The organism is Bacteroides acidifaciens, from assembly GCF_903181435.1.
Classification (GTDB): Bacteria; Bacteroidota; Bacteroidia; order Bacteroidales; family Bacteroidaceae; genus Bacteroides.
Genome location: NZ_CAEUHO010000004.1, coordinates 205,754 through 222,895, shown reverse-complemented (window position 1 = coordinate 222,895; position 17,142 = coordinate 205,754). Strand labels below are relative to the sequence as shown.

Below are 17,142 nucleotides of genomic sequence, written 5' to 3'. Positions count from 1 at the left end.
TACACGGGTTTCGCGGTTCTGATTAATTCCAAACCGTGCTATCCGCGTAATTCGTGCCTCATTTGTTTTATACTACAACGTTTACAATCTTCTTCGGAACAACGATAATCTTCTTCGGAGTCTTGCCTTCAATCCATTTCTGTGAACGTTCGTCCGCCAGTACTGCTGCCTGGATAGCTTCCGAAGCTTCGTCCGCTGCAAACTCCATGTTGAAGCGTGCCTTTCCGTTGAAAGAGATGGTGTAGTTGATGGTATCTTCTTTCAGATATTCTTCGTTGTATGCAGGCCACCCGGCATCACATACGGAAGTCTTGTGTCCGAGTACATCCCACAACTCTTCGCAAACGTGCGGAGCGAAAGGAGCGAGCACGATAACAAGTTGTTCGAGTACTTCTTTCTTGTTGCATTTCAGGTTGAATAGTTCGTTCACACAAATCATGAATGCGCTGACAGAAGTGTTGTAAGAGAACTGTTCGATGTCTCCCGTCACTTTCTTAATCAGTTTGTGAAGGCTCTTCAATTCTTCTTTCGTTGCCGGTTCGTCCTTTACCAGGTACTCGTCCGTGCGGCTGTAGAACAGCGACCAGAATTTACGGATAAAGCGGTGTACACCGTCGATACCGTTCGTATCCCAAGGTTTGGATTGTTCTACCGGGCCGAGGAACATTTCGTACATACGAAGTGTATCCGCACCGTATTTCTCGACAATCATATCCGGGTTGACAACGTTGAACATGGACTTGCTCATCTTTTCAACAGCCCATCCGCAGATGTATTTTCCGTCTTCGAGAACGAACTCCGCTGTCTTGTATTCGGGACGCCATGCTTTGAATGCTTCCAAATCCAGTATGTCGTTGGATACGATGTTTACGTCTACGTGGATAGGAGTAACCTCGTACTGGTCTTTCAAATTCAGTGAAACAAATGTATTGGTATCTTTGATACGATATACAAAGTTACTGCGACCTTGAATCATACCCTGGTTTACTAACTTCTGGAATGGTTCTTCCATAACAGACACATTTAGGTCGTACAGGAATTTATTCCAGAAACGGGAGTAAATCAAGTGTCCGGTAGCATGTTCCGTACCACCTACGTAGAGGTCTACGTTTTTCCAGTACTGGTCTACTTTCGGGTCGATCAATGCCTTATGATTGCGTGGGTCCATATAACGCAGGTAATAAGCGGAAGAACCGGCGAATCCCGGCATCGTGTTCAGTTCCAGCGGGAAGATAGTCACGTTGTCGATTTTCTCGTTGTCTGCGATACATTTGTTCACTGTATCCCAAGCCCACTTAGTGGCATGTCCCAATGGCGGTTCCCCCGTCTCGGTAGGCAGGAATTTGGCAACTTCGGGAAGTTCCAGCGGCAGGCAGCTTTCATCAATCATGTAAGGCATTCCGTCCTTGTAATACACAGGGAACGGCTCGCCCCAATAGCGTTGACGTGAGAAGATGGCATCGCGCAGGCGGTAGTTCACCTTTACACGTCCCAGGTTATGTTCTTTCACATATTTCTTGGTTGTTTCAATCGCTTCTTTGATAGTCAGTCCGTTCAGGGAAAGGTCACAGTAGGGAGTGACGCCCTGACGCGGAGAGTTGCAGACGATACCTTCTTTGGCATCGAAACTTTCTTCGCTGACATCACAACCTTCTACCAACGGGCGGATTTCAAGTCCGAAATGCTTGGCAAATGCATAGTCACGGCTATCATGGGCAGGTACAGCCATGATGGCTCCTGTTCCGTATCCTGCCAGTACGTAGTCGCTAATCCAGATGGGCACTGCTTCGCCTGTGAACGGGTTGATAGCATATGAGCCGCTGAATACACCTGTAACGCTGCGGTCTGCGATACGTTCGCGTTCCGTACGTTTTTTGGTGCGGTCGAGATAAGCGTCTACTTCCGCTTTCTGTTCGGGAGTGGTTAATTGTGCCACCAGTTCGCTTTCAGGCGCCAATACCATAAAGGTGACACCGAACATCGTGTCTGCACGGGTAGTAAAGATAGTAAATTCGATATCACTGTCTTTCACCTTGAATTGAACTTCAGCACCTTCCGAACGTCCTATCCAGTTTCTTTGAGTTTCTTTCAGAGAATCTGTCCAGTCGATGGTATCCAGTCCGTCGAGCAGGCGTTGGGCGTAAGCTGATACACGCAGACACCACTGGCGCATCTTCTTCTGAATAACGGGGAAACCGCCGCGTTCGCTGACACCATCCACCACTTCGTCGTTCGCCAATACCGTTCCTAATTCGGCACACCAGTTTACCATTGTCTCACCCAGATAGGCGATACGGTAGTTCATCAGGATTTCCTGCTTTTCCTTTTCATTCTTTGCGTTCCATTCGTCGGCGGTAAAGCTGATTTCTTCGCTGCAAGCGGCATTGAGTCCTTCGTTTCCGTAGATGGCGAAGGCTTTTTCCAGTTCTTCGATAGGACGGGCTTTCTGTTCATCGTTGCAATAATAGCTGTTGAACATTTTCAGGAAAGCCCATTGTGTCCAGTGGTAATATTCCGGGTCGCACGTACGGATTTCACGGTTCCAGTCGAAAGAGAAACCTATCTTATCCAATTGTTCGCGGTAGCGGTTGATATTGTTGACGGTAGTGATGGCAGGATGCTGTCCGGTTTGGATGGCATACTGTTCTGCCGGCAGACCGTAAGCGTCATATCCCATCGGGTTGAGTACATTGAAGCCCTGCAGTCGTTTGTAACGGGCGTAAATATCCGAAGCGATGTATCCCAGCGGGTGTCCTACGTGTAGGCCGGCTCCTGATGGATAAGGGAACATGTTTAGTACATAAAATTTTTGCTTCGAATCGTCTTCCGTAACCTGGTAGGTTTTCTCTTCCACCCACCTTTTCTGCCACTTCTTTTCAATTTCTCTGAAATTGTACTCCATAGTGATAAAGTTTTTATTTATAGTGATTTATACAGTTATATCTGATTTTAGGCACAAATTTACGTGTTTATTTTCAGATAACCACGCTTTCTCTATTGACTTTCTCGTTTTTATTTCGTATATTTGGAGAAATTAAAACAGAAAATAAAAGATGAAATATATAAATATTATTACATGAATTCAATAGGTTAGGGGTGCGTAATGCACTATAAGGATAACGAATAGGCAAGAGACTGTGAAGGTTCTTGCCTATTTTTGTTGCGAAAATTCTATTTCAGCTATCGGAAGCGTCTAAAATATAGTTTATAATAAACTTGAGACCCGTTTATAATAAACTGTTTCATTATTTATTATAAACTTGAAGCCGGTTTATGCAATATCGGAGATAAAGTGTAAAGAAGAAATATTGACGGAGTTAATATGTTTCATTTTATTCTCTAATATGGTAAAATTATTAGACTAATAACTATAAGCCGTTTATTTTATAGAGATATAAATTCCCTTTTAGACTCCCCGATGAATTATCATTCGTCCAATCTACTGTTCCTGGCAGTTCTTGCTTCCTTAATCTGCTATATCCTTTGGAATGTAGTATTGAAACAGTTGGGGACGATGAAGGCTTCCAACTATATCTATTTGAACCCGCTGGTTACAATGGTGGCGTCGGTACTCATTCTCCACGAACAAATTACGTGGATTACTTTAATGGGAGCGGGCTGTATCATTTGGGGCGTTTATCTGGCGGAGAAAAAATAGAATACTTTTTAAGGGACGACTATTTATCATTTCACTCATAACAGTACGGGGATGAATCAAAGCAGTACTGAAGTAAGCCGAACCATGTACTTGACTTACTCAAGTCTCCTATATCATTTCATTAAGTGTAGTACTTGTTGCAGTCAAGTCTCCTACTTGTTACAGCTAAATCTCCTACCAAATATAAAAAGTAAAAAACCGCTTTCAGCTTTCAGTTCTTCAAAAAAGTCCCTTTTCATCGGTGTTTTTGGCTGAAGTCACCCCTGAATGCAAAAGTGTATAACTTAACCACGTGCCACCCACTTTTATCCGGGTGATGGATCTATATACCCCGCGTGGTGGGCATATAGATTCAGTATGGTGAGTATATATACCTACCACGGTGAATATATAGCTCCACTGTCAAGTCTGAAAAAGCTGAATGCGCTGAAAGCACTCCCCCCTGGCTACAACCTATTCTCGCAGGGGGTGTTTTTTTCCGCCTTCAGCCACTATTCCCTTTTGCCAAGGCGTTTGCGAATAAAACTGAAACGGCTGAAACCGGATTATAGCATAAAAAATCAGTAAGAGAGTTTTTAGCTGGTTTGGATACAGATAATTGGAGATTTGATTCATTTCTGTACTGAAATGAACCAAATGATCATTTATTTTTAGACATAAGAACAAAAGAACATAAATGCTGCGCTTTAACACTTATTCCTGTTGCTTATTGAACTGCTATTTTATTTTTTGTTCTTATGTTCTTCCGTCTGTATTAAATTCTCATTTAACTAAAAACCGTGCAAAAACGAGCTGTTGTAAAGGGGGGGCAGTCCAAAAAAACTGTGGATTTTAAGGATAACCGTTCTGATAGGAAGCGTACGGGCATAAAAAAAGGAGCAACGCCTTGCTCCAACCTTTGTTAACCTTAAATCTAATACTATGAAAAACACATTGCAAAGGTACGTACTTTTGTGAAAATAGCAAATTATCCAAGTAAAATAGTATGTTTTATAACACGTTTTAATAATTTTCTCTAGTTTGTTAAGAAAAATGCAGCTCCTTTTTAAATCTATGCAACACTTATTTTGAAAATTGAAACGGGGGATAGCGTTGATTCTCTGCCGAAAAACCGTTATCTTTGCTCCGATAATCGCAGTATATACTCAATAAAAAGAAAAGGAGAGAACCGTGAACGAAGAAGAAATCGTCCTCACCCCGATGATGAAACAGTTTCTGGATTTGAAAGCAAAACATCCGGATGCAGTGATGCTGTTTCGTTGCGGCGACTTTTATGAAACATATTCTACGGATGCCATCGTCGCATCCGAAATTTTAGGAATCACACTGACAAAACGTGCCAACGGAAAAGGAAAAACTATTGAGATGGCGGGTTTCCCGCATCATGCTCTCGATACATATCTTCCGAAACTGGTTCGTGCCGGAAAACGTGTCGCTATCTGCGACCAGTTGGAAGACCCGAAAATGACCAAGAAATTAGTGAAACGGGGGATTACCGAACTGGTGACTCCGGGTGTTTCCATCAATGACAATGTATTAAATTATAAGGAGAACAACTTCCTGGCTGCCGTCCATTTCGGAAAGTCTTCCTGTGGAGTTGCCTTTCTCGATATATCTACCGGCGAATTTCTTACTGCGGAAGGTCCTTTTGACTATGTGGACAAACTGTTGAATAACTTCGCTCCGAAAGAGATTCTTTTCGAACGTGGCAAACGCCTGATGTTTGAGGGAAATTTCGGCAGCAAGTTCTTTACCTTCGAGTTGGACGACTGGGTATTTACGGAGACTACTGCCCGTGAGAAGTTGCTGAAGCATTTTGAAACGAAGAATCTGAAAGGTTTCGGCGTGGAGCATTTGAAGAATGGTATCATTGCTTCCGGTGCCATCCTGCAATACCTGACGATGACGCAGCATACGCAGATTGGGCATATCACCTCTCTGGCCCGTATTGAGGAAGACAAATACGTCCGCCTGGATAAGTTTACGGTGCGCAGCCTTGAGTTGATTGGCAATATGAATGATGGCGGAAGCAGTTTGCTCAATGTCATCGACCGGACTATCAGCCCGATGGGGGCACGTCTGCTGAAACGTTGGATGGTCTTTCCTTTGAAGGATAAGAAGCCGATTGATGAACGGTTGAATGTGGTGGAGTATTTCTTCCGTCAACCGGATTTTAAGGAATTGATTGAAGAGCAGTTGCATCTGATAGGGGATTTGGAGCGTATCATTTCCAAAGTGGCCGTTGGGCGTGTATCACCTCGTGAGGTGGTGCAGCTAAAGGTGGCTCTGCAGGCTATCGAGCCGATAAAGTTGGCATGTATCCAGGCAGATAACGCAAGTCTGAACTGGATAGGGGAGCAGTTGAACCTCTGTGTCACTATTCGCGACCGGATTGCCAAAGAGATTAAGAATGACCCGCCGTTGGCTGTTAATAAGGGAGGAGTGATTCAAGACGGGGTGAATGCAGATTTGGACGAACTACGCCGGATTTCATATTCGGGAAAGGATTATCTGCTTCAGATACAGCAGCGCGAAAGTGAACGGACGGGTATTCCGAGTTTGAAAGTGGCTTACAATAACGTATTCGGTTATTATATTGAAGTCCGTAATGTACATAAGGATAAGGTTCCACCCGAATGGATTCGCAAACAGACGTTGGTCAATGCAGAGCGTTATATCACGCAGGAATTGAAAGAGTATGAAGAGAAGATTTTAGGGGCGGAAGATAAGATTCTGGTGCTGGAAACGCAGCTATATACGGATTTGGTACAGGCATTGATGGAGTTTATTCCGCAGATACAGATTAACGCGAATCAGATTGCCCGCCTGGACTGTCTGTTGTCATTCGCCAATGTGGCTCGTGAGAATCATTATATCCGTCCGGTCATTGAGGATAATGACGTACTGGATATTCGTCAGGGGCGTCACCCGGTGATTGAGAAGCAGCTTCCTATCGGTGAGAAGTATATTGCCAATGATGTAATGCTGGACAGTACTACGCAGCAGATTATCATTATAACCGGTCCCAATATGGCCGGTAAGTCAGCACTCCTGCGTCAGACGGCGTTGATTACGTTACTCGCACAAATCGGCTCGTTTGTTCCTGCGGAAAGTGCGCATATCGGACTGGTGGATAAGATATTCACCCGTGTAGGAGCAAGTGATAATATCTCTGTGGGCGAATCTACATTCATGGTAGAGATGAATGAAGCAGCGGATATTCTGAATAATGTTTCTTCCCGGAGTCTGGTATTATTTGACGAGTTGGGTCGTGGTACTTCTACTTATGATGGTATTTCCATTGCCTGGGCAATTGTAGAATATATCCATGAGCATCCGAAAGCAAAAGCACGTACTTTATTTGCTACGCACTACCATGAATTGAATGAGATGGAGAAATCCTTCAAGCGTATCAAGAACTATAATGTATCGGTGAAAGAAGTGGATAACAAGGTAATCTTCCTTCGTAAACTGGAACGTGGTGGTAGTGAACACTCTTTCGGTATCCATGTGGCAAAGATGGCGGGTATGCCGAAAAGCATCGTGAAGCGTGCGAATGAGATATTGAAACAGCTTGAATCTGATAATCGCCAACAGGGAATAGCAGGCAAGCCATTGGCGGAAGTGGGCGAGAACCGTGGTGGTATGCAGTTGAGCTTCTTCCAGTTAGATGACCCGATTCTTTGTCAGATTCGTGATGAGATATTGAATCTTGATGTGAATAATCTCACTCCTATTGAAGCATTGAATAAGCTGAATGATATTAAGAAGATAGTCAGGGGGAAATAAGAAGAGCTGAAAAATGAAATAAGAAAAAAGGGATTAGCGATATTTGAGTCGCTAATCCCTTTTTTGTTGCCTTAAGCTATTTTCTTTTTCTTCTTGTCATAGAAGAACATAAAATAGACGCCTATGATGATAAACGGAACGCTTAACCATTGTCCCATATTGAGCATCATGCTGTTTTCAAAATCTTCCTGGTTTTCTTTCAGGAATTCGATAAAGAAGCGGAAAGTGAATATGTAAGTCAGGCAAAACCCGAAGAAGAAGCCGCGGTGCAGTTTCTTGCTGTAATTCTTATACAGGTAAATCATGATGAAGAACAGGATGAGATAAGCGATGGCTTCGTAGAGTTGTCCCGGATGGCGGGGGATTGCCGGAAGTATTTCACCGTTTGCTCCATATTCTTTCACACGCTCGAAAACAAACGCCCAGGGCACATCAGACGGTTTGCCGATGATTTCGGAGTTCATCAGGTTGGCAAGGCGGATGAAGCAGGCAGTGATAGGAGTAGCTACGGCAATCATATCCAGCACGTCCATATAATGAAGCTTCGTCTTGCGGCAATACAGCCAAAGGGCGATTATCAATCCCAATGTACCGCCGTGGCTGGCAAGTCCTTCATATCCGGTGAATTTCCAGTTTCCGTCCGGCATGAACTTGATGGGAAGAATCATTTCCCAGAAATGAGACAGGTAATATCCCGGGGCATAGAACAAGCAGTGTCCCAGGCGCGCACCGATCAGAATACCAAAGAAACAGTAAAAGAAAAGCGGGTCAAACTTCTTTTCTTCTATCTTTTTATCCCGGTACTGGTAGTGAACAACCATATAAGCAAAGAATATTCCTACTGCCCATAGTAATCCGTAATAACGGATAGAAATGCCGAACAGGTTGAATAGTTCGGGATTCGGGTTCCAGTTGATGGATAATAGCATGGTATTCATTCTATATTGGATTAATGTTAATGATTAGATTCTTTGAATTTCTCCGCAACCATCCGATAGGTCGGTATGTCTATTCCTTGTTCCTCGGCTGCCGCAATCATGTCGAAGAGCAATCCCTGTATTTCCGAGTCGTGTCCGCGTGCCAGGTCTTTCTGCATAGAAGCGGTACTTTCGGGGGCGAGCTTGTCAATCACTTTCAGGTTGTAGCTGACTGGGTCTTCGGGAAATTCGACGCCCAGTTTCTTTCCTAAGGCGGCGCTTTCCGTGGAAAGTCCGATAAATGTATCCCGTATCTTTCCCGGTTTTTGCACTTCTCCCATCGGAACGTCGTAGTAAGCACCCGTCACAGCCATTGCGGAGATAAACGACCATTTGATGAACGTATCCCGGTTGATGTTCGGTGAGAGGTCTACCTTTATGCCTGCTTCCTGCAAGTCTTGGCGGATAGCTTCCAGTAATCCGGGTTTCACAACCGTGCCGTGGTGAGCACCATATACCAGACGGAATATTGTTCCCATTTGGGTGATTTCTCCTGTGCTGGATACGAAACCTACGATATAGATGCATCCATCGAGAACCGTGACTCCCGGAACCAGTTTCTGTATGCGTGGTCCTGTGCCGTATACATTCAGAATAGGGATGACAACCGTGTCTTTGTGCGCTGCTCTTTTAATCAGTTCTACGATAGAATCGACCGAATAACCTTTTACGCATACAAATATCACATCTGCTTTTCCATTGAATTCTTCAGCGGTAGTTGCCGGAATCCGGAGCGTATGTTCGCCCTTCAAATCCGACTTCAGTGTCAAACCGTCCGTTTGAATCGACTGCAAATGAGCTCCACGGGCAATACAGGTTACATCTTTGCCTGCCAGCGACAAGAATCCTGCGATACTGCCGCCTACACCTCCCGTTCCTGCAATGAGATATTTCATATTGTTAGCGAATTAGTAATTAATAAGTCGTCGGTGATTGCCGATAATCACACGTTGAAACGGAAATGCATGATGTCGCCATCCTGTACGACATATTCTTTTCCTTCCACACCCAGTTTTCCGGCTTCTTTCACGGCTGCTTCCGAACCGTACTGGATATAATCTTCGTACTTGATAACTTCCGCGCGGATAAAGCCTTTTTCAAAATCGGTGTGGATAACACCAGCGCATTGCGGAGCTTTCCATCCCTTTTCGTAAGTCCAGGCACGTACTTCCTGTACGCCGGCTGTGAAGTAAGTTTCGAGGTTCAGGAGTTTATAAGCCGATTTGATAAGACGTGCTACGCCCGATTCTTCCAAGCCTACTTCGGCAAGGAACATCTGACGGTCTTCGTACGTTTCCAGTTCGGCGATGTCCGCTTCTGTTTTGGCTGCGACAATCAGGATTTGAGCATTCTCGTCTTTTACGGCTTCGCGTACCATATCTACGTATTTATTACCGTTTACCGCGCTTGCTTCATCAACGTTACAAACGTACATTACCGGTTTGCTGGTCAGCAGGAACAGTTCACGGGCAATCTTCTGTTCGTCTTTGGTTTCGAAAGTAACGGTACGTGCAGATTTTCCCTGTTCCAGTGCGTCTTTATATTGAACCAACACATCGTAAGCCTGTTTTGCAGCTTTGTCGCCACCTGTCTGTGCCTGTTTCTGCACTTTCTGGATACGGCTTTCGATGGTTTCCAAGTCTTTCAGTTGAAGTTCGTAGTCGATGATTTCTTTGTCGCGGACGGGATTTACGCTTCCGTCTACGTGTGTCACGTTCTCATCGTCGAAGCAACGGAGTACGTGGATAATTGCGTCTGTCTCACGGATATTGGCAAGGAACTTATTTCCCAGTCCTTCACCTTTGCTTGCGCCTTTCACCAGTCCGGCTATATCTACGATTTCTACGGTTGTAGGGACAATTCGTTGGGGATGCACCAATTCTGCCAGTGCATTCAGACGTTCGTCGGGAACGGTGATTACACCTACATTGGGTTCAATTGTACAGAAAGGGAAGTTTGCCGCCTGTGCTTTCGCGTTCGACAAACAGTTGAAAAGTGTCGACTTACCCACGTTCGGTAGTCCGACAATACCACATTGCAATGCCATATTAATCTATTATTACTTTTATTACCAAGTTGCTCATTTAAGTTTGCAAAGATAATCATTTTTGAACTAATAAAGGAAATTTGGTGCACTTTCTGTCTTTTCTCCTTATTCCTGACTACTTCCAATAGGAAAGTTAAGACAAGAGAATATCGCATTCGGTTACGCGGGCTTTGGCGAATTCAAACAGTTCGGTTTGAAAGTCGTATGCGTTCGGCAGATAAGCTTGTACGACGATTCCCACCGGGTAGTTTTTGAATTGGGGCAGGCTGAGTACTGATTATCTCATTTCTGCTTTCTTTATTTTGTTGCTAATTGGATTCTTATTCGTTGGATTGTATGCGTTGTTCTTTATCTTAAATCAAATTTTACACTTTTGTGTAGTAATAAAATTAAAGTTAAGCCTTATCTTTACACAAAGTAGTGTTTTTATGGAAGAAAGATATAGCCGTAATTGGATTTATGTAAGTGAAGCGGAACAGAATTTGCTTAAAAAATATCGCATAATATTAGGCGGAGCCGGTATTGGAAGTATTATTGCTGAATGTGCCATAAGGTTTGGATTTGAGTCTATTACTATTGTTGACGGGGATAGGGTTGAACTTAGTAATTTGAATAGACAGAATTATGATATGTTAGATGTTGGGAAATATAAAGCTGAATGTCTATCCAAAAGACTATTGAATATCAATCCGTCTGCGAGTATTAATTATCATAATTGTTTTATTAATAAAGATAATGTAGAAAGCTTGATTAGGGATCACGATGTTGCAATTAATGCGCTGGATTTTACATCTGATATACCATTCGTATTTGATAATATTTGTGAGAAATATAATATATCTGTGTTGCATCCGTATAATTTTGGATGGGCTGGATTTTTGACGATAGTTAAGCCTGATGGAATTAAATTATCGCAGTTGGCAAGCACGCCAGAAAGATTTGATTTGGAGGTAGCGAAATATGTTACTCATTATGGTAATTTTTGGAATATGCCCAAAAACTGGCTTGAACAAGTAATAGACACGTATCAAAAAGAATATGGTATTTCACCAGTTCCGCAGCTTTCTGTAGGATCCTGGATTGCCGCTGGGCATTGTGTTCACGCTTTATATAATTTAGCGACAGGCAGAGAACTTAAGTTTTTCCCGAAATTTTATTTGTCTTCTATTTTTTATGATAATCATTAAGCTATAATAATTTGTAATTTGTAGCAAAAGATATGGCTTCGGCAATGTTTTTAACATTCAATTTCTGAAATAATTTTCGTTTGTAGAATTTTACTGTATCTATTGCTACGCATAAATAATCAGCTATGTCATTCATGGTATATCCTCGTGCTGATAATAATAAAATATCCTTTTCTTTTTCAGTTAGAATTATTCCTGAATTTTCTATCCACTTGTGATTATCTAATACATATTCCCAGAATGATGTTTGTCCTTGTTTTCGTATTTCAATGTGACCAGGTGATTCATGGGCGGATAGCGATACGACACAGACCGCCAGCCAAATTCTATTATCTTTGCTTAGGGCGATTGGTGTCAGTTTATGATTAATGAGGGTTTTCTTCTTGTTTGATATAATATGAAAGTCATACGATATGCTGTAACTCATACGTTCTTTTATTGGCAATCTTTCATAAAAATTAAATCCACTTTTATTTAGTTCTACTAGCATTTTTTGTTCCTCATTTGGCACATGTTTTATATAGAACATGAATCCCATTTCTTTTATTTCATCAGCGGTATGTCCACATAATAGTAATTGATTTTCTGAAACATATAGGAAATCGTTTCGGAAATAATCTATTATATAAAAGCTTTGATAAGTTGTGCGTGCTATAGCGTCTAATATAACTAATAGTGATTTAACTTTATCATACTCCTTTTCTGAAATGTTCTCTATATGTTTTGTTGATATAAGGAAATCTTCTATTATAGCCATAATTTATTGTTTTTACAAAAGTATAAATTTTAATCTTTAAATGTGTCTATTTACTACACAAAAGTATATTATTTATGTGATTTTATCATGTTATACACTTTTGTGTAGTTGATTTTGTTTTGTGGCATATTAATTTTATGCAGTCAAAAAATAATGAATATGAAAAGACTTTTAATAACAAATACTAATTATAATATCTTTCAGGTTGATAGATCTTATTTGTATAAAATCGCTAATTTTATAGTTCGCGAAAATTATAAACACCATATAGGGGATACTTGTTTAGTGAATTTTGAGCAAGAAATTCAATATATATATGAAGAGGAAATGAGATATGTGTCTTCATCATATCTTTTTGTAGCAGAAGATGCTCAAGGTGATTTGATAGGGTGCATTCGAGTAATGGCATGAGATCGCCATTCTATACTTCCGATACAGAAAATATTTGATATTGATCCTCTTAAAGAACTTCATAATTCAAATCAATTCTCGTTCTGGCATGTTGGAAGATTTGCTGTTCATTCATGTTGCAATGCCTCATCATTGATCCTTTTTAAGCAGTTAATGATGCTTGCCATTCATCCAATTGTTAGTCACACCAATAGTTATATGTTGGCTGAATCGGATAGTAAATTATTGCGAATTATGAGAATGTTATCTATTGATGTAAAAACACTTGGCAGAGGGTGTGTATATCTTGGTTCTGACACTATTCCAATATATTCTTCTTCTGAAGGGTTGAGAACATTCTATAAAAAATATGAGTTGCTACTAATATCTGAAAATTCAAAACAAAAAGTCGTATAATGTCAGTGGAGTTTAATCTATCTTGAACTTGTTGATAACAACATTAAATATTATAATAAATGGAACTAATTAAACAAATTTCTCCAAGAACAATATCTTTACTAACAACTTATTATTGTACGGCTGCTTGTAAAAACTGTTGTTTTGAGTGTAATCAAGACCGTAAAGGTAAAATGTCTTTTGAACAAATAAAGATGTATATTAATAAATGTACAGAAGCCTTCCCTACAATACAATTGGTAGTCTTTAGTGGTGGAGAATGTTTTTCTTTAAAAGATGATCTATATCATGCCGTGCAATTTGCAAATGAAAGAGGTCTTATGACTAGAGTTGTTTCCAATGGTTATTGGGCTTCCAGTTATGATAAAGCATACTCTATATTAAGAAAAATGAAGGCATTAGGTTTGAATGAGCTGAATCTGAGTACTGGTGATGATCATCAAGTTTGGGTTCCTTTCAATAATATAGTTAATGCAATTAAGGCATCTGCAGAATTAGATTTAGTTTGTTTGGTAAATATTGAAACAAACTCCAATTCAACTTTTAATGAAAGAAATTTTCGTGAACACGAAGAATTGAAGGAGTGTATTAAAAATAATAAGGTCGCTTTTTCTTCTGGTATATGGATTCCATTTAATTCTGAAGATAAAATTAAACGAGATATAAATTATAATGAATTGCTTCAATGTAGATGTTTGCAACGTCCTGTTGTACCCTATGGATGTAGTAGTTTATTTGAGAGTATTCCTATTGATATGGAAGGGTATGTATATGCTTGCTGTGGATTAGCATGTAAAAGGGTTAAATATTTAAAATTAGGTAATATTAATTCCAAAAGTATTCAAGAAATATATGCAGAACAATTTGATGATTTTTTGAAAGTATGGGCATATGTTGATGGACCAAAATTTATTTTAAAGAAAATAGCCGAGGACAGGAATGAAAATATTGAAATTAATGTAGATATGCATAATTGTGAGGCTTGTCTCGCTCTATTTAATGATTGTGATAAGATAGAATATGTGAGAAAAAACATACACAAATATGCGTCCAATGTGATATTAAAGTATAATGTTAAACAAAAAAACACTGAAAAAAAATGAAAAGTAAAATTTTGTCAATTGGTGTTGGAGCAGCGATAGCTGTTACTTCGCTGCAATCTTGCAGTAATTCAGATGGAATATTGAATGTGGACTTACCTAAAAATGAGGTTGTAAATCCTGATGTTACTGCTATTTCAATGAAAAATCTGTCAGAGTATGAAAGAAACTATATTCAGGATATGGGGTTACTATCTCAATTGATTTTGAATGAAACCACTGCCGCTGATTCTTTTTATAAAGACCCTGTAGGATATGCTCAATCTTTGGGATTGAAGACAGAGATAAATGTAGATGACGGAACTGTACGTTTCTTATTAGCAATTTGTCAGCCTGAATTTAGAGATGCAATTGAGAAGAGAGATATTCGCCGATTTGTTACTTTATGTGAAGATAATGATGTATTCAAGAATGCAGTATCTTCTAATGTAAATCTTTTGAAGAATAGTATGACTAGAGTTTCAAGACCAGATACAGATGTTTCAATGGGGTTTTGGTGGATTGGTGAATGGATTTTGATTGGAGTTGCGTATGCAGGAGTAGGGCTTGAATATAATGCAATTGGTGGTCCTAGTGGTCCTGTCATGGCCGCTACTAATACTATTAATAGCGAAACTGCATTACAAGTATGGGATGCTCAAACGCAGGATGGAAGTGTGTATAAGTTAGCTGATGAATATAACAACCTGTATATTCAAGATGTTGTGTCTTTAGTAAAAGAAAAGCATCCGGAAGTCAAAGAACAATATACTGATAAGGAACTTGTTGAGTTAGTTCAGAATGCATTAAATTTGTGATTATTATGTATAAATCAGATTATCAACCTGTAATGAAGCGTATGGAATTCTGGCTGAAAGCTATTTTATTAGTAGCCGGTTTGGTGTTCTTAGCGAAATCGTATCTGATGCAGTCTGTGTCTGATAAGCTACTAAGTCTATTGTTGGCTATAACTTTGCTCTCAATTTTTGTGTATATGTTAGTTGTAATTCCACAGGCTATTTATTTGGGGGAGAAACAACTTTTCATAAAAAGGGCTTTCAATAAGAAAAGTATTATGTATTCTTCTATCAAAAAGGTGATTCCCTATAATGAGGTACAGAATGATATTCGTTACTTTGGGAGTAATGGTTTCCTTGGATATATAGGGGTAATGGGGAGTACGCAATACGGCAGATATTATTCTTATGTAAAAAATGCGAAACAACAAGTTCTTATCTTAACTACAGGCAAAAGCTATCTACTTAGTTGTAATGACAGAGACAGCTTTATAAAAGAACTATCAAGAAAAATAGTCCAAGATACGCATCATGAGTAAGCTATAAATAGAACTTTGGTATTTCAATTAGTTGATAATAGGGGGTAGGGAGAAAAGTCTAGAAGTTTTCTCCCTACTTGATTTTTGTTTTTTATAACAAATAACTGCACAGAAATGAACTCTAAATTATCATTTCATTCATAACCCTACCGAAAAGAATTCATTCATTCCTAATTAAAAATGAATCTTTCAGCTAGAGAGGAACAGGCTGGATTAAAGTGTACTCAATCTCGTTTCCAATGGGATTTACAAAAATAAGGGGAACAGCCGGATAAATCCGTTTGCTCCCCTTCGGGTCTCGCTAAGCCTTGATAGAATTCTGTAAAAGCAAGTAGCAACACCTTCAAGAATATTAGTATTTGACTTGGTATTTCTTATAAAAGACCAGGAACAAAACAAACCCAATCAGCGCGAAAGGAACACCCGTGAGGGCAGGATAACGATAGCCTTCACTGACAGCCAATCCGCCTGCATAAGCCCCGATAGCATTTCCGAGATTGAATGCAACTTGTACGCAGGCAGCCCCCAGCATCTCACCACCTTTCGATACACGGATAATCAATATTTGTTCGGGACTGGATACAGCAAACAAGCCTGCTGTGCAAAGGCACATCAATATGGCAGCCATCCATTTGTAGGGTGAAAGAAAGAAGATAAGCAATAGCATAAGGCAGATTAATGCTTGCGCGGCAGTTCCCACCTTTCCCGGTGTATAACGGTCGGAGAGGCGTCCGCTGACAAGATTCCCCATGACCATGCCGAATCCGGCAAGAATCATCAGTGGAGTAATACTTTCGGCGGAAAAACCGGAAATATTCGTCAGCATCGGGTTGATATAACTATACCAGCAGAATACACCGCCATTGCCTAATGCCGTAGCACCGAGAATCAACCATGGAGCCGGAGTTTTCAGGAAACGGAACTGTCCTTTGAAGCCGGTATCTTGCAGACCTTCTACGTGAGGAACCCAACGCCAGATGTAATATAGAATAACGACTCCCCAAATACCGACCAGCAGGAAAGTGGCACGCCAGGAAAGCATGGTACTTAATGAGGTTCCCAGTGGGACACCGAAGAGGTTGGCAATAGTCATTCCGGCAATCATAATCGAAACGGCTTCCGAGCCTTTTCCTTTGTCAGCCAATCTTTCGGCAACAATGGAACCCACGCCGAAATATGCTCCATGCGGCAGTCCGGAGATAAAGCGTGCAGCAAGCAATACCCAGTAATTGGGAGCCATTGCCGCACAGATATTACCTATCATAATCAGGGTGACTAATACCAGCAGGATATGTTTTAATGGATATTTGCGAGCTAACGTCAGTACGGGAGCACCAACACAAACGCCCAATGCGTACGCAGAAATGAAATGTCCCGCCATAGGGATACTGATACCCAAATCTTTTGCCACGTCGGGCAAAATACCCATCATTACAAATTCGGCAATACCTAATCCCAGGGTGCCGAACGCCAAAGCGATAAGACTTTTCTTCATACCAAACTCA

The 17,142-nt window shown here is 40.8% G+C and carries 12 protein-coding genes and 1 pseudogene; 7 read left to right on the top strand and 6 right to left on the bottom strand.

Going from position 1 to position 17,142, the window contains the following annotated elements; genetic code table 11:
- Positions 1 to 67 precede the first annotated feature (67 nt).
- The gene (gene leuS / locus CLIN57ABFB40_RS12990) at positions 68 to 2,902 is read right to left on the bottom strand and encodes a leucine--tRNA ligase (protein ID WP_175630500.1); all 2,835 of its coding nucleotides are present in this window, start codon (positions 2,900 to 2,902) and stop codon (positions 68 to 70) included.
- Positions 2,903 to 3,433: 531 nt separating this feature from the next.
- On the opposite strand from leuS, the pseudogene CLIN57ABFB40_RS12985 reads away from it, so the two are divergent.
- A pseudogene (locus tag CLIN57ABFB40_RS12985) lies at positions 3,434 to 3,658 on the top strand (EamA family transporter); the annotation flags it as partial.
- Between the two features lie 1,200 nt (positions 3,659 to 4,858).
- Positions 4,859 to 7,447, top strand: a complete 2,589-nt coding sequence (gene mutS / locus CLIN57ABFB40_RS12980) for a DNA mismatch repair protein MutS (RefSeq protein ID WP_175631216.1) — start codon at positions 4,859 to 4,861, stop codon at positions 7,445 to 7,447.
- 71 nt (positions 7,448 to 7,518) lie between these two features.
- Here the strand turns inward: mutS and lgt are convergent, their stop codons facing one another.
- The 3 genes from lgt to ychF are packed head-to-tail and all read right to left on the bottom strand — an operon-like array spanning position 7,519 to position 10,471.
- Positions 7,519 to 8,385 (bottom strand): prolipoprotein diacylglyceryl transferase, encoded by an 867-nt coding sequence (gene lgt, locus CLIN57ABFB40_RS12975; protein ID WP_175630499.1) that lies wholly within the window; start codon positions 8,383 to 8,385, stop codon positions 7,519 to 7,521.
- Between the two features lie 17 nt (positions 8,386 to 8,402).
- The gene (locus tag CLIN57ABFB40_RS12970) at positions 8,403 to 9,320 is read right to left on the bottom strand and encodes a ketopantoate reductase family protein (protein ID WP_175630498.1); all 918 of its coding nucleotides are present in this window, start codon (positions 9,318 to 9,320) and stop codon (positions 8,403 to 8,405) included.
- A 47-nt stretch (positions 9,321 to 9,367) separates the two neighbouring features.
- A complete protein-coding gene (gene ychF / locus CLIN57ABFB40_RS12965; protein WP_175630497.1) occupies positions 9,368 to 10,471 on the bottom strand; it encodes a redox-regulated ATPase YchF in 1,104 nt (367 codons plus the stop codon).
- Between the two features lie 428 nt (positions 10,472 to 10,899).
- Here ychF and CLIN57ABFB40_RS12960 point away from each other — a divergent pair, with 428 nt between their 5' ends.
- Positions 10,900 to 11,658 carry a ThiF family adenylyltransferase gene (locus CLIN57ABFB40_RS12960; RefSeq protein WP_175630496.1) on the top strand — a complete coding sequence of 253 codons (759 nt, stop codon included), beginning with the start codon at positions 10,900 to 10,902 and terminating at the stop codon, positions 11,656 to 11,658.
- 1 nt (position 11,659) lies between these two features.
- On the opposite strand, the gene CLIN57ABFB40_RS12955 is transcribed toward CLIN57ABFB40_RS12960, so the two are convergent.
- Positions 11,660 to 12,415 carry a response regulator transcription factor gene (locus CLIN57ABFB40_RS12955; protein WP_175630495.1) on the bottom strand — a complete coding sequence of 252 codons (756 nt, stop codon included), beginning with the start codon at positions 12,413 to 12,415 and terminating at the stop codon, positions 11,660 to 11,662.
- A gap of 159 nt (positions 12,416 to 12,574) precedes the next feature.
- Between CLIN57ABFB40_RS12955 and CLIN57ABFB40_RS12950 the strand changes: the two genes are divergently transcribed.
- The 4 genes from CLIN57ABFB40_RS12950 (at position 12,575) to CLIN57ABFB40_RS12935 (ending at position 15,637) form a co-directional block, all read left to right on the top strand.
- The gene (locus CLIN57ABFB40_RS12950) at positions 12,575 to 12,826 is read left to right on the top strand and encodes a hypothetical protein (RefSeq protein ID WP_175630494.1); all 252 of its coding nucleotides are present in this window, start codon (positions 12,575 to 12,577) and stop codon (positions 12,824 to 12,826) included.
- A gap of 455 nt (positions 12,827 to 13,281) precedes the next feature.
- Positions 13,282 to 14,325, top strand: coding sequence for a radical SAM/SPASM domain-containing protein (locus CLIN57ABFB40_RS12945; RefSeq protein ID WP_175630493.1), 1,044 nt, complete (start codon positions 13,282 to 13,284; stop codon positions 14,323 to 14,325).
- On the top strand, positions 14,322 to 15,119 hold the full coding sequence (locus CLIN57ABFB40_RS12940) for a hypothetical protein (protein WP_175630492.1): 798 nt from the start codon (positions 14,322 to 14,324) through the stop codon (positions 15,117 to 15,119). The genes CLIN57ABFB40_RS12945 and CLIN57ABFB40_RS12940 overlap by 4 nt, the downstream gene beginning before the upstream one ends.
- Before the next feature lie 5 nt (positions 15,120 to 15,124).
- The gene (locus CLIN57ABFB40_RS12935) at positions 15,125 to 15,637 is read left to right on the top strand and encodes a PH domain-containing protein (protein WP_254871773.1); all 513 of its coding nucleotides are present in this window, start codon (positions 15,125 to 15,127) and stop codon (positions 15,635 to 15,637) included.
- Positions 15,638 to 15,989: 352 nt separating this feature from the next.
- Here CLIN57ABFB40_RS12935 and araJ read toward each other — a convergent pair whose 3' ends face one another.
- Complete coding sequence (gene araJ / locus CLIN57ABFB40_RS12930) at positions 15,990 to 17,132, bottom strand: MFS transporter AraJ (RefSeq protein ID WP_175630491.1); 1,143 nt, start codon at positions 17,130 to 17,132, stop codon at positions 15,990 to 15,992.
- Positions 17,133 to 17,142: the final 10 nt, after the last annotated feature.

Coding starts and splice junctions, on each gene's coding strand:
- leuS (WP_175630500.1), bottom strand. CDS start 2,902: ATGGAGTACAATTTCAGAGAAATTGAAAAGAAGTGGCAGAAAAGGTGG.
- mutS (WP_175631216.1), top strand. CDS start 4,859: ATGATGAAACAGTTTCTGGATTTGAAAGCAAAACATCCGGATGCAGTG.
- lgt (WP_175630499.1), bottom strand. CDS start 8,385: ATGAATACCATGCTATTATCCATCAACTGGAACCCGAATCCCGAACTA.
- CLIN57ABFB40_RS12970 (WP_175630498.1), bottom strand. CDS start 9,320: ATGAAATATCTCATTGCAGGAACGGGAGGTGTAGGCGGCAGTATCGCA.
- ychF (WP_175630497.1), bottom strand. CDS start 10,471: ATGGCATTGCAATGTGGTATTGTCGGACTACCGAACGTGGGTAAGTCG.
- CLIN57ABFB40_RS12960 (WP_175630496.1), top strand. CDS start 10,900: ATGGAAGAAAGATATAGCCGTAATTGGATTTATGTAAGTGAAGCGGAA.
- CLIN57ABFB40_RS12955 (WP_175630495.1), bottom strand. CDS start 12,415: ATGGCTATAATAGAAGATTTCCTTATATCAACAAAACATATAGAGAAC.
- CLIN57ABFB40_RS12950 (WP_175630494.1), top strand. CDS start 12,575: ATGAAAAGACTTTTAATAACAAATACTAATTATAATATCTTTCAGGTT.
- CLIN57ABFB40_RS12945 (WP_175630493.1), top strand. CDS start 13,282: ATGGAACTAATTAAACAAATTTCTCCAAGAACAATATCTTTACTAACA.
- CLIN57ABFB40_RS12940 (WP_175630492.1), top strand. CDS start 14,322: ATGAAAAGTAAAATTTTGTCAATTGGTGTTGGAGCAGCGATAGCTGTT.
- CLIN57ABFB40_RS12935 (WP_254871773.1), top strand. CDS start 15,125: ATGTATAAATCAGATTATCAACCTGTAATGAAGCGTATGGAATTCTGG.
- araJ (WP_175630491.1), bottom strand. CDS start 17,132: ATGAAGAAAAGTCTTATCGCTTTGGCGTTCGGCACCCTGGGATTAGGT.